Genomic DNA, 15452 nt, shown 5'->3' with positions numbered 1-15452 from the left:
CTGCATTTTTTAATAACAATAATATGTTTAAACAAGAAGCCATTGAAGTCATCCGGAAAGCGATTACCGAAGAAGGAATCCTGGCATCGGCACAGCAACGGGACAATTATGCAAGAGTATGGGCCAGGGATTCCATGATGACAGGCTACGCCGGGATTTTAACGGATGACGAAGAAATACGGGCCGGGCTTGAACAATCGATCCTGACGCTCGCCAAGCACCAGGCGGAAAACGGGCAGATCCCATCCAATGTGGTGAATGACAAAGCAAGCTACGGAACCCACGTCGGAAGAACCGATGCCACAACATGGTGGGTGGTTGTTGCCTGTGAGTATCTTAAAAAACAGAAAAATGAAGCTCTTAAAAATAAGCTTCAGCCACAGATCTACCAGGCACTTTCCTGTCTTAAAACCTGGGAATATAATCAGAGAGGATTGGTCTACAGCCCACTCGGCGGAAACTGGGCAGATGAATATGTCACTTCCGGATATACATTATACGATAACATCTTACGGTACTGGGCTTTAAAGAATGTTGCTGAAATTTACCATGATGAAAACCTGAAAACGAAGGCCGTAAACACAAAACAACTCATCCAGGAGAATTTTTACAAAAACGATTCGGATATGATAAAATATCACGAAACAGCCTATGCTAAAACTCCGGCAAAACCCTATTTCTGGGCTTCGCTGAATGCCAATGGCTATGATGTAAGGTTTGATCTTGCCGGAAACGCACTGGCCATTCTCTTAGATTTTGAATTGGAATATAATGCTTTTTCAGCATTCCTGGAAACCGTTCATGAAGAATTCGGACACTGGATGCTTCCCGTTTTTTATCCGGTGATTTTCCCGGGCGATGACGACTGGAGGCTGCTGGAAAACAACTACAGCTACAGCTTTAAAAATGAGCCGCATCATTTCCACAACGGCGGATCGTGGCCGATATTTTTAGGCTGGCTCTGCCTCGGGCTCAAAAGAAAAGGCTTCCCGGAAATTCCCGAGAAAATTATTGCCCAATACGAATCGCTGATGAAAGAAAAGGGGGAGCATTTCAGGGAATACTATTCCACGGATGAACTTCTGCCGCTGGGAACGGAACAGCTTTGCTTTTCCGCGTCGGGATATCTTCTGATGACGAATTAAAATTAAACCGCAAAAGTTACAAAAGCTTTTTTGACACATGGGTCACCCATAGAATGGTAGATTTCTGGCAGCTGAGCCTGGTTGAAGCCCGCATATGTAAGATCATAAAAGATTTTTATTGATGATTTACCATAAAAGTTTGTGGTGAAGCATCAAAAAAGACCTTCAAAGCTCTTAAAATGGTTTTATTCTTTGCGGTCTTAGTTAAGTAAAGTTTATGCTGAACCTGTCGAAGTACCTTTGCGAACTTAAAAACAGTTACTAGTAAAAAACTTCGTGGGCTTTGCGTTCACAACAACCAATAACAAAAGAATGACGAAATGATTGATGTATTAAATAAAGAATTACCATCTGTTAAAATCCGTAAAATCTGTGGGAAACAAACTCTTTGCGATCTTCTTTAAGTAGAACGTCTTTGCGAACTTAAAAAAGTTAGTAGTAAAAAAACTTCGTGGGCTTTGCGTTCACAACAACCAATAATAAAAGAATGACTAAATGATTGATATATTAAATCAGGCGTCATCATCTGTGAAAATCCGTGAGATCTCTGTGAAACAAACTCTTCGTGGTCTTTGCTAAGTAAAAAGTTTATGCTGAGCCTGTCGAAGTACCTTTGCGAACTTAAAAACAGTTAGTAGTAAAAAAAACTTCGCGGACTTTGCGTTCAAACTAAACAACAAAAATGACGAAATGATTAATGTATTAAATAGAGCGTCATCATCTGTGAAAATCCGTGAAAATCTGTGGTAGAAAAACCAACCAATAACAAAAAAATGACGAAATGATAGGTGATATTATTGAACTGAAAGAAAAACATCTGGCCATCGCCAAAGAAATCATAGCCATCCTGAAACAACGGCTTTCCTTACAAACGCCTTCTAAAATTGCCATCGGTGTTGCAGGGGAAAGCGGGAGCGGAAAATCGGTAACGGCATTTTCCCTGCAGAAGGTGCTGGAACAGGAACAGGTAAAAAGTATCGTGTTGCAAATGGACGATTATTTTAAGCTTCCTCCGAGATCCAACCATGAAAACAGGCTGAAATCCCTGGATAATGTCGGAATCCATGAAGTGGATCTCGAAAAACTGGCCCAAAACATCACTGCCTTTAAGAACGGAGTTTCCGAAATCGAAAAACCGTTGGTCAATTATAACGAAAATTCCATCGGGACGGAAAAAATCAATGTTTCGGAATATGACGTTGTGATTGTGGAAGGAACCTATATTTTTGAAGCGGAAGGATTTGATTATAAAATCTTCATAGACCGCAATTACCGGGACACTTATGAAAACCGGATGAAACGGAACCGTGATGAAAAAAGCGATTTCGTAGAAGAAGTTCTGGAAATCGAACACCGGATCATCCGGAATTTCAAAAATAATGCGGATCTTATCCTCGGAAAAAACTATGAACCCATAAACCCGAATGTATGAACGTCAATAGAATCATTCCGCGCCTGAGCTTCTGGCAGATCTGGAACATGAATGTCGGATTTTTCGGCATTCAGTACAGCTTCGGATTGCAGCAGACCGCGGTGAATCCCATCTATTCCTTTTTGGGAGCCCATGCGGAACAGCTGCCAATCCTGAATTTGGCCGGCCCGATCACCGGGCTGCTGATCCAGCCTCTGATCGGTGCCATCAGCGATAAAACCTGGAGCCCGAAATGGGGCCGCCGGAAGCCGTTCTTTCTACTGGGTGCTGTATTCTGCAGTATTGCGCTGTTCTTATTCCCGTTCAGTTCTACGATCTGGATGGCAGCTGGATTACTGTGGATTCTGGATGCCGCCAACAATACCGCCATGGAACCTTACCGGGCTTTTATCGGCGACAAGCTGCCGGAAGATCAGCAGACCTTCGGGTTCCAGATGCAGAGTTTATTCGTAGGGGCGGGGATTACCTTAGCCAACCTTTCACTGTTTATTTTCCAGAAGTACCTGGGCGGGAACGCGGCAAACGGCGGTATTCCGGTTTGGGTATACTATTCATTTTTCCTGGGATCTTTCTGCTCCATTGCATCCGTTGCCTGGTCGGTCTACAAAACGCCTGAGATTCCGCCAACGGAAGAAGAGCTGGCAGAATTAAAAAAAGCAAAAGCGGAAAGTACGTTTTTTACGCCTTTTATAGAAATTATAACCGCCATCCGGGAAATGCCTAAAATCCTGTGGCAGCTGTCACTGGTGTACCTTTTCCAGTGGTACGCGCTCTTTGTGTACTGGCAGTTTATCACGCCCATGCTGAAATGGTCTTTGTACGGAATTTCAGAAGCCGATGAAATAAAAGCAAACGGTTTCCTGGAAAGTGCCAAAAAGGGAATTTCCGTGGCCACTTCCGATATGACATGGGCGAAAGACGTGCTTCACCAGGTGGAAGTAGCTGTAGGGCAGACCGGACTGATGAACGGTTCCTACAACATCGTGACCATGGTTTCTGCGTTACTTCTGGTGCCGTTTGCCAATAAATTCACTTCCAAAAATACCTATATCTGCTGCCTGTTCCTTACCGGCTTTGGACTGATGACTTTGCCATTTATCAAAGATGAGTATCTCATCCTGCTTCCGATGATCGCGTTGGGAATCGGGTGGGCTTCGATGATGGGACTGCCATATTCCATGGTTTCGGCTTCGATCCCTCACAGCAAAAGAGGTGTTTATATGGGGGTAATCAATATGATGATCGTGATCCCGATGCTGATCCAGACTTTGTCTTTCGGATCGATCTTCAATAATCTCTTAGGAAGCAATCCTTCTTCGGCGATTATCCTGGCCGGTATTTTATTTGTTGTGGCAGGAGTCTGTGTATTTAAAATAAAACCCGTGCGTTCGTCGGCTGAATTTGAGATTAAGATGTAAAACATACAGCCTGTTTAAATTTTAACTGAGAAAATTGTCCGTCATCTTCCTCGATTTCTAAATTAAAAATATACTCGGAATTTAAACAGGCTTTTCATTCTGAATCTAAACTGTCCTCCCACAGTCTAATGATATTAATCATTAAAATAAAATACTTAAATATCTTTTATTTAATTTTCGATCTCTATCTTTGTCCTATAAAAGTTGCCCATGTTTTCCAAGACTTGTGAATATGCCATCAGGGCTTTGATCTTCATCGCACAGCAGTCGAAGGATGAAAAGCGGATAGGGATCAAAGACATTGCAGCGGGAATCAGTTCTCCGGAATATTTCATTGCGAAAATATTGCAGGATCTCAGCAGAAAAGGTTTCGTGCAATCGGTAAAAGGACCGAACGGCGGCTTTTATATGGATGATGCCAATCTCGATCAGTCGGTCGCAGACATCGTGAGGGAAATCGATGGCGACAAACTCTTTTCCGGCTGCGGGCTGGGACTGAAAGAATGCTCGGAAGCACATCCCTGTCCCATTCATAATGATTTCAAACACATCAGGCAGGAAATTAAAGACATGCTTGAGAATTCGAAGATCAGAATGTTTGTCAAAAATCTAGATCTGAAATTAACCTTTCTGAAACAATAAGCTTTTTAAAATTAAATTTAAATAAGATCCAATTAAAAATTACGGTTTAATAAAATACTAAAAGGTATTTATATCTCATTGGAGGAGTTATTAAATCAAAAACCTTTAAAAACAATTTAACATGAGAAAATCATTCTTCATTACCGCTGTTTTAGCCGTTCTGATCCATACAAATTCCTGCAGGCAAAATGATTCTAAGATTGCAGAAGGGCAGACGGATACCGAAAAAATACTCACAGACGGATCATCGGAAACACAGAAACTGGTAGCTCCGCCCTATGTTCCGAATCCGGTTGGCAGCAGAGCCGCCAAAAAAGTAGTGGTAAACCTCGAAACCATCGAAAAGACCGGTGATCTTGCCGACGGCACTCAATATCATTTCTGGACGTTCAACGGAACGGTGCCCGGAAGTTTTATCCGGGCAAGGGTAGGAGATGAGATCGAGCTTCATCTTAAAAACAACGAAAACAATACATTTCCCCACAACATCGACCTTCATGCGGTAAACGGCCCCGGCGGCGGAGCAGAAGCCACTTTTGTAGCACCCGGAACCGAAAAAGTATTCAATTTTAAAGCGTTAAATCCGGGACTGTACGTCTATCACTGCGCCACGGCTCCCGTAGGAATGCACATTGCCAACGGAATGTATGGTCTTATTCTTATAGAACCCGAAGGCGGACTTCCGAAAGTTGACCGCGAGTACTACATCATGCAGGGCGATTTCTACACCAAAGGAAAATTCGGGGACAAAGGATTGCAGGAGTTTGATATGGATAAAGCCATCGCAGAACATCCCGAGTACGTTGTGTTCAACGGGCATACGGGGGCTTTACTCGGTGACGGCGAATTGCAGGCAAAAGTAGGGGAAACCGTTCGTTTCTTTGTCGGAAACGGGGGGCCGAACCTGACTTCTTCCTTCCACGTGATCGGGGAAATATTTGATAAAGTCTATATCGAAGGCGGAAGTAAGATCAATGATAATGTGCAGACCACCGTGATTCCGCCGGGCGGAGCGTCTATTGTTGAATTCAAAGCAACGGTTCCCGGGGAATATGTGATCGTGGATCATGCTATTTTCAGAGCTTTCAATAAGGGAGCTTTAGGAAAATTAAAAGTAACCGGGCCCGAAAATCCGGCAGTTTACAAGAAAAACTAAACAAGGGAAAACAAAACATCAATTGAAAAGGAGTTAGAAAAGGTTCCATTAGGATTAAACAGGAAATCATGAAAAGTGTATTCGTAATGTGTTTTATAATTGTTATCAGCCTGGTTTCCTGTTCCGGGAACCGTGATCTGCCCGGTCATCAGAAAAAGACGGACCATCAATTGACAAGCATTTCCAGCACAAAGAAAATGGTAAAAATCGAGGCGGGAAGCTATGAAGCTTTTATCGGAAAAGATTCCGGGAGGGTGGTAAAGGTGGAATCCTTTTATATGGATGAAGCTCCCGTTACCAACGGAGAATATCTGCAGTTTCTTAAAAAAAATCCCCAATGGACCAGAAGTAAAGTACTGAAGCTGTATGCAGACAGCACTTACCTTAAGTACTGGAAGAATGATTATGAAATCCCGCCGCATATTAGCCCTGAGGCTCCTGTTACCAATATTTCCTGGTACGCTGCTGAAGCTTATGCCAAAAGCGTGGGAAAAAGACTGCCGACCATTGATGAATGGGAATATGCAGCGCTGGCAGACCGCGTTTCAAAAAATGCATCCCGAAACCCGGCATTTACCGGTTTCATTTTAAAATCCTATCAGAAAACAGATAAAAACAAACAGCTGGTGAAGCGGTCCGAACCCAATTATTACGGCCTCTACGATATGTACGGAATGGTTTGGGAATGGACGTACGACTTCAATTCGGTGATGATGAGCGGTGAATCCCGGAAAGACAAGACCACCAACGAATCGCTGTTCTGCGCCGGAGCGGCAGTCACTTCATCCGATCTCAGAAACTATGCGGCATTTGTAAGATATGCCCTCAGAGGAAGCTTAAAAGCAGATTACTGCCTGAATAACCTGGGTTTCAGATGTGCTAAAAATACAGAAAATTAAACTTTATGAAAACCATACTATATGTTTTGCTGACCATGATCACTTTATCATGCAGCAAAAAAAACGAAGACATCAGTCCGGATTCTATTTATCATGTACAATCGGAATGGGAAAATCAGGATGGGAAGAAGATTACCTTTTCCGACCTTAAAGATAAGGTTTTGGTCACCTCGATGATCTTTACCTCCTGCAAAACGGCCTGCCCAAGGCTGAGTGCCGAGATGGCTAAAATTTCAAAACAGGTAGGAGACACGGATCCGGAAAACATTCAGTACGTGCTGATTTCCATTGATCCGAAAACCGATACGCCTGAAGTGATGAAAGCTTACCTCAAATCCCACAGATTCGATGACGGAAAATGGACCTTCATCCGCAGCGACGAAGCCGATACCCGAGAGCTTGCCAATATCATGGCGGTAAAATATAAAGAAATATCGCCGATCCAGTTTTCCCATTCCAACATCATCAGTGTGTACTCGAAAAAAGGAACCCTGGCTTTTCAAAAAGAAGGCCTCGATACAGACGATGTTGCTGTGGTCAATGAAATTAAAAAACAATTAGAATTATAATCCCTAAAGAATTAAAACAATGAAAAAGTTATTTGTAACAGCATTGCTGTTGTCACTCGCCATCACTTCCTGTTCAGAAAAAAAAGAATCCGTTGCTGACGAATCCGTTCCTGCCACCGAATCGAATATCATGATGGAAGAACCAAAGCGTAAAGATACTTCCGCCGTAGCTTCTACAGCCGCAGCCACCGGTCCGGAAGCAGAAATAGCAGAAGGAAAATCCCTTGTAGAAAGCACCGACTGCCTTTCCTGTCATAAGGTGGATGCTAAACTGGTTGGCCCGGCCTATCAGGATGTGGCCGCCAAGTACACCGATGCAGACGTCGACCATCTTGCCCAAAAGATTATTGACGGTGGCAAAGGCGTTTGGGGAGAGATCCCGATGACACCGCATGCCGGGCTCAGCAAAGAAAATGCACAGAAAATGGTAAAATATATTCTTTCCCTCAAAAAGTAAAAACCCCGTGTGATGACCCGCAGTTTATAAAAAGCTGCTGTCACCGTGGGACCTGCAGACACCCGGAACAACATTGTTTGGAATTAAATACAATTGCATTTTATTTAAAACAATGTTGTTTGTAACCAAATGCAATTTACATATTAATAAAACAAGGGTGTTTGTAACCAAATACAATTGCATTTTATTTAAAACATGGTTGTTTGTAACCAAATGCAATGGAAGGAAGCTTAAAACAACCTGGTTTCCGGCTAAACCGCAAATATCAAGAGGCTTTCCATTACAATACAATTCAGGAAGCCACAGGAATGATTCAGCAAAAAAAATTTAAAATAATAAAAGATAAAAAAGTATTTAATTATGAATGTACAGACCGATTTTATAGGAGACATCGTCGCTCAGGATTTCAGAACAGCGGCTATATTTAAAAATTACGGCATCGACTTCTGCTGCAAGGGCGGCAGAACCATCGAAGAAGCCTGCGAAAATAAAAAACTGAATGCAGATAAAATTTATGAAGAAATCGGAAACCTTCCGAAGAATGACGGGGCTGCCATCAATTTCAACAGCTGGCCCCTGGATTTACTCGCAGATTATGTAGAAAAGACCCATCATCGCTATGTGGAAGAAAAAACACCGGTGCTTCAGGCATTTCTCGATAAGCTTTGCAAAGTACACGGGGGAAGACATCCGGAGCTTTTTGAGATCCGGGATTTGTTTGAAGCTTCTGCCCGGGATCTTGGCGCGCACCTGAAAAAAGAAGAGCTGATGCTGTTCCCTTTCATTAAAAATATGGTGAAAGCACAAATTACAGGAAACGCTATCCAGCAGCCTCCTTTCGGAACCGTTGAAAACCCGGTGAATATGATGAAGCACGAACATACCGTAGAAGGGGAACGCCTGAGAAAGATCGCCGAGCTTACCGATGAGTACAATCCGCCGGCAGATGCCTGCAACACCTACAGGGTAACTTTCTCCATGCTTCAGGATTTTGAAAACGATTTGCATAAACACATCCACCTGGAAAACAATATCCTTTTCCCAAAAGCCATCCGACTGGAAAAAGAATTTTCAGAAGCTATTAATTAAATTAAAAAAATATGACACCTAAAAAATTATGGATCTGGCTTACAGCAGTAATCATCGGGTCTTTCGCAGTCCTTATTTTCTACGGCGTTGAGATCTACCGGAAAATTCCGCCTGTACCCGATAAAGTAGTGACCACCGACGGTATTACCGTCGCTACCGGACAGGACATTAAAGACGGACAGAACGTCTGGCAGTCGATCGGCGGACAGACCGTAGGAAGTATCTGGGGACACGGAGCCTACATCGCCCCGGACTGGAGTGCCGACTATCTTCACCGGGAATCGCTGCTCCTGCTGGACGAGCTTGCCAAAAAAGACGGGAAAATATATAAATACCTGCCGGATGACGAGCAGGCCCGGTACAAAGTGCTGCTCAAAAAAGAACTCCGTAAAAATACACTGGACGAAGCCACCAATACCATTGTCATTTCCCCGGAAAGAGCCAAAGTTCAGGCCGAACTGGCTGAATATTATGCTAAAATTTTTATGAATGCGCCGGAGATGAACCAGCTTCGGGATCAGTATGCCATTCCGAAAAATACGGTGAAAACTACGGAAAGAATGGCCAAGATGAATGCCTTCTTCTCATGGGCAGCCTGGGTTTGCATTACGGAAAGGCCGGGAGACAACGTAACGTATACCAACAACTGGCCTCATGACGAGATGATCGGTAATATTCCTCCGCCTTCGCTGCATTTATGGTCAGGGTTCAGTGTTTTAATGCTTCTGGGCTGTGTCGGGCTGCTGGTATTTTATCACGCCCGAAACAAAGAAGAAGAGATCAGTGAAATGCTTCCGCTGGAAGATCCGCTGAGAAATATGAAGCCGACGCCTTCGATGAAAGCGACTTTAAAATATATTTGGGTCGTGGCTCTGCTGATTCTCGTTCAGATGCTCGCCGGTGTGATTACCGCACACTATGGCGTGGAAGGAAGTGCCTTTTACGGAATTCCTCTGGATGAGGTTCTGCCACAATCGATTTCCCGAAGCTGGCACGTTCAGCTGGCCATTTTCTGGATTGCAACGTCGTGGCTGGCGACAGGATTGTACATTGCTCCTGCCGTTTCAGGATATGAACCGAAATATCAGGTTTTGGGAGTCAATATATTGTTCGGTGCTTTACTGATCGTCGTTTTCGGATCATTGGCAGGACAGTGGCTGGGCGTGATGCAGAAGCTGGGCTATGTAGATAATTTCCTTTGGGGCCATTCAGGGTATGAATATGTAGAACTGGGAAGAATCTGGCAGATCCTGCTGCTGGTAGGGTTGATTCTCTGGCTGGTATTAATGGTAAGAGCACTGCTTCCTGCGTTGAAGAAAAAAGGCGGCGACAGGCATTTATTATTGCTGTTCACGCTTTCAGCGGTGGCTATTGCCTTATTTTACGGAGCCGGATTAATGTATGGCAGACAGACGCACATGGCCATCGCAGAATACTGGAGATGGTGGGTCGTGCACCTTTGGGTAGAAGGATTCTTCGAAGTTTTTGCAACCGTAGTCGCAGCGTTCCTGTTTACCAGATTAGGATTGTTAAGGCTTAAATCGGCCACCCATGCGGTGTTGTTTTCCACCATTATCTTCCTGGCGGGTGGTATCCTGGGAACTTTCCATCACCTGTATTTCAGTGCGACGCCGACGGCGGTTTTGGCATTGGGAGCGACCTTCAGTGCGTTGGAAATTGTTCCGCTGGTACTGATTGGTTTTGAAGCCTGGCAGAATTACCAGATCAGCAAATCTACCAAATGGATCAAAGCGTATAAATGGCCGATCTACTGTTTTATCGCCATGTGCTTCTGGAATTTCCTCGGAGCCGGGATCTTTGGTTTTGCCATTAATCCTCCGATCGCTTTGTATTATATCCAGGGACTGAACACGACTGCTGTTCACGGTCATGCCGCCTTATTCGGGGTGTACGGAATTCTCGGAATCGGTTTGATGATGTTTGTCCTGAGAGGCTTATATCCCGACCGGCAATGGAATGATAAACTGATCGGTTGGGCGTTTTGGTTAACCAATATCGGATTGTTGGTGATGGTAACCATCAGCCTGCTGCCGATCGGAATCATGCAGTCGGTAGCGTCCATTAAAGAAGGATACTGGTACGCCCGTTCCGCGGAATTTATGCAGACGGATATGATGCATACCTTACGATGGCTGCGGGTTCCGGGTGATATTTTACTGGCGTTGGGAGAACTGCTGCTGGTGATTTTCATTATCGGATTAAAAACCGGATGGTCGTTAAAAGAAGAAAGATAACCATTGATTAACTATGAGAACTGTCATTCGTTTTTGTGAGGTAATGGCAGTTCTTTTTTCTAATTTTAATAAAGAAATACTATGAAAAGAAATGAAAATTTAGTCCCGCTTTCCAGAGAGCATCATTTCGGATTGCTTAGTGTGTGGAAGATCAGGCAGGGCGTTACTAAAGGAATCGCATATAAAAGAATCCTGAATTATGTTAATTATTTCTGGAAAGAAAGTCTCAGTCATCATTTTGAAACGGAAGATCATGTGCTTCCCGAAATAAAAAACAGCATACTTCAGAATCAGATGGAGAAGGAGCACAGTGAAATCAGAAAGCTGATCAGTCATATCAATTCATCGGAAGAAAAACAACTGCTGCTTGATTTTGCCAATGCGCTTCAGGATCATATACGTTTTGAGGAACGCGTGGTTTTCCCGGAGTATGAAGACAACCTTTCCGATGAGCAAATGAAGGAAATAGGCAAACTGCTGTCAGATTCCGATCATAAAGGGATCGATGACTATCCCGATGAATTCTGGAAATGATGATTCAATAGGCATATTTAAAGTTAAACCTTAAAAATTTAATTCAAATAAAATTTAAACCGATCAAAAAATAAGAAATGGAAAATACAGAGAAACAATTGGGAGAATATCTTTATCTGGCTATGGGCGACTGCAACGGGCATAAGGTAATTCTTGGCGTGGGATATACCCCGGAATATGCAGATAAAAAAGCAAAACAGTTTGAAGCCGCCGCCAAAGGAACCGTAAAATACATTGATATTTCTGTTTTAAAATCGGGAGACAAGACCAAGTGCGGGACTATTGACCGCATGGAGTAAATCTTTTGTTTAAATGAAATATCCCATGAAATATTTCGGATTCTGGCTGAAGCTGTGCCTGTTCAACTTTTTTATAGTGGCGGTTTTGGGGGTGGCAATGCGCTATAATATGGCGTTTTCAATTCCCGGGATCAACCATAAATTTATGCAGGAATCGCATTCTCATTTTGCTTTTTACGGTTGGGTGAGTGCGGCGATTTATCTTTTTGCGGTAAAATATTTAAATGAAAATGTGGACGGTGTCAGACTGTCCAAATACCAGTTTTTAATGATTTTCAACCAGATCGGTTCTTATGGAATGCTGGTGTCATTTCTCTACAAAGGGTATTTCTGGCTGTCGATTGTCTTTTCATCCATAGCCTTATTTTCGGGATTTGCCTACTTTATCTTTTTACTGATTGATACCAGGAGCAATAAAAATCCTGAGATCATCTGGCTGAAATCAGGCGCTTTTTTTGCCGTATTATCAGCCGCCGGAATTTTCGGACTGGCTTATTTCTCTTCTAAAAAAGATGAATTTGAGGTGCTTTTCAGAGCATCGACTTATTTTTATCTTCATTACCAGTACAACGGGTTTTTCCTGTTTTCCTGCATCGGTTTGTTTCTTATTTCACTACCACCACAGGGAATTACAATCCCTGCAAAATTGAACCGGAATCTTTTCTACCTGCTATTTGCCGGATGTTTTCTGGGGTACGGACTGTCAGTTTTGTGGATAGACATGAACCGTTTTTTATACATTTTCATGCTTCTGATTTCTGTTATCCAGCTATTGGGTGCCGTTAAACTTTTGGTATGGATCAGAAGAAGTAAAATATTCACCCATAAAAATTCGATAGAAAGATGGCTTGCCGGTGCTTTTGGATTTGCTTTTTTAGCAAAGTTCATGCTGCAGGGTTTGTCGGTAATTCCGGCATTGGGAACATTGGCTTTCAGCAATATCAACGTTGTGATTGCTTACCTGCATCTGGTTTTATTGATGGGAATCAGTCTTTTCCTGGTCTGGAAAATAGTTCAGTTGCCTATTATTCAAAAAACGGAAATACTGAAAATTAGTGTCATAACATTGATTTCTGGAATTGTTTTGAATGAATTATTACTGGCCGCATCCGGAATTTTTTCGGTAGTATTTATTCCCTTTTTAAGCTTAAAGTATGGTTTGCTTTTCGCTTCGGTGATGATTATGGTGTCGGTTTTGGTCTTCTTGAAATCGATAAGTATCAGTAATCATTAGATTTCCGTCATTTTCAGCACAGATCCAAGGTCTTTTAAGTCTTTAATTTTATACTGAAACATAATCAGCACCTTTTCTTTGATCGCTAAAGCAAGATGATGTATCGGACACGGATTTTCCCCGTTGCATTGTTTTAAACCCAAAAGGCAGGACGTTAAAACCTCTTTTCCTTCAAAATTTTCGTAGATATCTTTGATCGTTAAATTTTCAAATTGCTCATCGTTGAGATAAAATCCCCCGCCTTTTCCTTTCCCGGAAGAAATAAGCTGTTTTTTGGTAAGCTGCTGAAGGATTTTCGAAGTGAAATGAGTGGGCGTACTGATCTGCTCGGAAATATCGATAATTCCTATTTTTCTTTTTTCATTGGCCAGTACAATGCAGGCTTTGATGGCATATTGACAGGTATTCGAAAATATCAGCATGGATTTCTAGGGTTTTGCTAAATATTGGGATCAGTTTTTCAATTGAGAATGTAAAAATACAAATCCTGTGCGAACTACCTGCTTTAAGGCTGGATTATTTCAGTCTGAAATTCGGGGCAATTTTAAGGGAAATCCAGGTCCAGGTCTGCAGTTTTTTCGGATCCGGAACATTTTTAAGGAATTTCATGCTTTCCCCGGCAAACATTAATGAATGGCCGAGGTTGGCCGTAATCAGTTTTCCTAATTTTTGGGTGAAAACCAGGTCGAGTTCACTTCCGAGATAGGAAGAATATGAGTTTCCTGAAGCATTGAAACCCAATTTTCCGTTGGAGGTAAACGCGTGAATATTCGTTTGCAGAGAAGAATCTGAATTGATTTTCAGGTTTGATTTCAGATAATAATCATTCAGCCCGAAACTGTTGAAATGGCTGGTTCCGGAATAAAAATAATCCATAAACCCATTGAATACATGATTGGTCCCATATAGCGGACTGAAAGCGTTGTTTCTTCCTGAACCGGTGTCAAAACTATTTCCGGAAAGCCATTCTGTACCGGCGATTACATTAAATTTCGGATGAATAAGAAAATCCGAATTAATGGAAAACTGATACGCCAATTTACGCTGTGCAAGCGTATTTTTCCCGGTCTGATAATAAGCCGAACCAAAAAATCCGAAACGTTCGAAATATTTTTTAGCATTAATGCCCATCGTCAACATATCATAATGCGTTCCCGACGGGTTTTGCAGGACATTGTTCATGACAATGGCAGAAAACTGGAATTTTTTGTTTCCGGCATACTGATAGTGCACCACCTGGAATGACTTTGTGATTTCTCCTCCGTCTGCAATCGTATATATTTCTTTTTCAGAAAGATCGTTGGTGTCATTATCATCGTTATTATAAGTGATAACTGCTTCGATTTTATTTTTTTTGTTTATCCTTAAAATACCTTTCAGAGCATCAAAACTTCTTCCCTGCATAGCCCAATCCAATGCACCGATCAGGCGTTCGTTATCATAAGAAAGGATTTGTCTTCCCAGTTTCATCGCAAATCGGTCTGAGAAATGATAGGCTGCCCAGGCTTCATTCAGCGTAAAGTTCTGATTTTTTGCCGCGGTGGAATTAGTTTCTCCCCAGGTTCTCACATCCTGTGCGCTGACGTATACTTCAAGACTTTTATAATAATAGTCAACTACGAATCGGGCGCGGGAAATCACCGTAGTTTCAGCCGATTTTCCTTTAGGAATTAAAGTTTTAACGCCATTGTCAAGTTCGCCTCTTGTGCGGAGGTCAAAATTCATTTTCAGACTGTCGACCTGGGCCATCATCAGACCGGATGTGAGCGTTAAAAATACGGTTGCAATTTTGTATTTGAGCATTTTAAGGATTTTCAGCGGTTATTTTATACGTTCTGTGACAGGCAACACAATTGTTCAGAAGTTCATTCATTTTGATCTGGGTTTGCTGGCGGTCGTATTTTTCTTTGGCCATTTTAGCCATTTCATCAAAAAGTTTGTGCGTTCCGAAACCCATCTGTTTGAATTCAAACGGAAGCGATCTCACAAGTCCTTTCGGAACCGTATTAACTTTACACGTTCCGGATTGCCAGCCGACACTGGCGATAAGTCCGGGATCATTTTTAGCGATTCCTTCATTAATTTTCTGAACACTTTCCAGGAATCCCCGCATTTCTGACATGACAAATTCACGGTTTTCGCGGCTCATTTTGATTTCGGACCGGCCGTCTTTTTTTATCAGAACTTTTTCGCCCTGGTAGAAGAATTTGTAGATCAGTATTCCATTGATCAGAAGCGATAATGTAAGCAGAAGAGCGGTTAGTATTCTTTTCATTTCGTATAATTTCGGTTATGCAGAGCAAAGATATTTAAAATAAGATAT

At 42.5% G+C, this 15452-nt stretch carries 16 protein-coding genes; 13 read left to right on the top strand and 3 right to left on the bottom strand.

The annotated features are described in order from the left end of the window. Nucleotides 1-23: 23 nt before the first annotated feature. The 13 genes from AC0N32_RS16740 (at nucleotide 24) to AC0N32_RS16680 (ending at nucleotide 13129) form a co-directional block, all read left to right on the top strand. Nucleotides 24-1145, top strand: a complete 1122-nt coding sequence (locus AC0N32_RS16740; RefSeq protein ID WP_476394983.1) for a glycoside hydrolase 100 family protein — start codon at nucleotides 24-26, stop codon at nucleotides 1143-1145. A 781-nt stretch (nucleotides 1146-1926) separates the two neighbouring features. Further along, on the top strand, nucleotides 1927-2577 hold the full coding sequence (locus AC0N32_RS16735) for a uridine kinase family protein (RefSeq protein WP_476394982.1): 651 nt from the start codon (nucleotides 1927-1929) through the stop codon (nucleotides 2575-2577). Further along, complete coding sequence (locus AC0N32_RS16730) at nucleotides 2574-3995, top strand: MFS transporter (RefSeq protein ID WP_476394981.1); 1422 nt, start codon at nucleotides 2574-2576, stop codon at nucleotides 3993-3995. The genes AC0N32_RS16735 and AC0N32_RS16730 overlap by 4 nt, the downstream gene beginning before the upstream one ends. A 210-nt stretch (nucleotides 3996-4205) precedes the next feature. Next, entirely contained in the window at nucleotides 4206-4637 is a 432-nt protein-coding gene (locus AC0N32_RS16725; RefSeq protein ID WP_476394980.1) for an RrF2 family transcriptional regulator, read from the top strand. A gap of 121 nt (nucleotides 4638-4758) precedes the next feature. Beyond that, complete coding sequence (gene nirK, locus AC0N32_RS16720) at nucleotides 4759-5793, top strand: copper-containing nitrite reductase (protein ID WP_476394979.1); 1035 nt, start codon at nucleotides 4759-4761, stop codon at nucleotides 5791-5793. Between the two features lie 68 nt (nucleotides 5794-5861). After that, a complete protein-coding gene (locus AC0N32_RS16715) occupies nucleotides 5862-6692 on the top strand; it encodes a formylglycine-generating enzyme family protein (protein ID WP_476394978.1) in 831 nt (276 codons plus the stop codon). A 5-nt stretch (nucleotides 6693-6697) separates the two neighbouring features. Further along, a complete protein-coding gene (locus AC0N32_RS16710; protein WP_476394977.1) occupies nucleotides 6698-7261 on the top strand; it encodes an SCO family protein in 564 nt (187 codons plus the stop codon). 19 nt (nucleotides 7262-7280) lie between these two features. Next, nucleotides 7281-7718 carry a c-type cytochrome gene (locus AC0N32_RS16705; RefSeq protein ID WP_476394976.1) on the top strand — a complete coding sequence of 146 codons (438 nt, stop codon included), beginning with the start codon at nucleotides 7281-7283 and terminating at the stop codon, nucleotides 7716-7718. 360 nt (nucleotides 7719-8078) lie between these two features. After that, on the top strand, nucleotides 8079-8807 hold the full coding sequence (ric, locus tag AC0N32_RS16700; protein WP_476394975.1) for an iron-sulfur cluster repair di-iron protein: 729 nt from the start codon (nucleotides 8079-8081) through the stop codon (nucleotides 8805-8807). A gap of 11 nt (nucleotides 8808-8818) precedes the next feature. Further along, on the top strand, nucleotides 8819-11062 hold the full coding sequence (locus AC0N32_RS16695; protein ID WP_476394974.1) for a nitric-oxide reductase large subunit: 2244 nt from the start codon (nucleotides 8819-8821) through the stop codon (nucleotides 11060-11062). A gap of 81 nt (nucleotides 11063-11143) precedes the next feature. After that, nucleotides 11144-11596, top strand: a complete 453-nt coding sequence (locus tag AC0N32_RS16690) for a hemerythrin domain-containing protein (protein ID WP_476394973.1) — start codon at nucleotides 11144-11146, stop codon at nucleotides 11594-11596. Nucleotides 11597-11673: 77 nt separating this feature from the next. Then, nucleotides 11674-11895: a hypothetical protein gene (locus tag AC0N32_RS16685; protein ID WP_476394972.1), complete on the top strand. Its 222-nt coding sequence runs from the start codon at nucleotides 11674-11676 to the stop codon at nucleotides 11893-11895. 25 nt (nucleotides 11896-11920) lie between these two features. Next, nucleotides 11921-13129 (top strand): hypothetical protein, encoded by a 1209-nt coding sequence (locus tag AC0N32_RS16680; protein ID WP_476394971.1) that lies wholly within the window; start codon nucleotides 11921-11923, stop codon nucleotides 13127-13129. Here AC0N32_RS16680 and AC0N32_RS16675 read toward each other — a convergent pair. The 3 genes from AC0N32_RS16675 to AC0N32_RS16665 form a co-directional block, all read right to left on the bottom strand. After that, on the bottom strand, nucleotides 13126-13551 hold the full coding sequence (locus tag AC0N32_RS16675) for an RrF2 family transcriptional regulator (RefSeq protein ID WP_476394970.1): 426 nt from the start codon (nucleotides 13549-13551) through the stop codon (nucleotides 13126-13128). The genes AC0N32_RS16680 and AC0N32_RS16675 overlap by 4 nt on opposite strands. Nucleotides 13552-13645: 94 nt before the next feature. Then, nucleotides 13646-14932 (bottom strand): alginate export family protein, encoded by a 1287-nt coding sequence (locus AC0N32_RS16670; RefSeq protein ID WP_476394969.1) that lies wholly within the window; start codon nucleotides 14930-14932, stop codon nucleotides 13646-13648. Nucleotide 14933: 1 nt separating this feature from the next. Next, entirely contained in the window at nucleotides 14934-15404 is a 471-nt protein-coding gene (locus tag AC0N32_RS16665) for a hypothetical protein (RefSeq protein WP_476394968.1), read from the bottom strand. Nucleotides 15405-15452 lie beyond the last annotated feature (48 nt).

The organism is Chryseobacterium endophyticum, from assembly GCF_056333165.1.
Note: the sequence above shows the minus strand (reverse complement) of the source record. Positions and strands in the feature narration are given on the sequence as shown.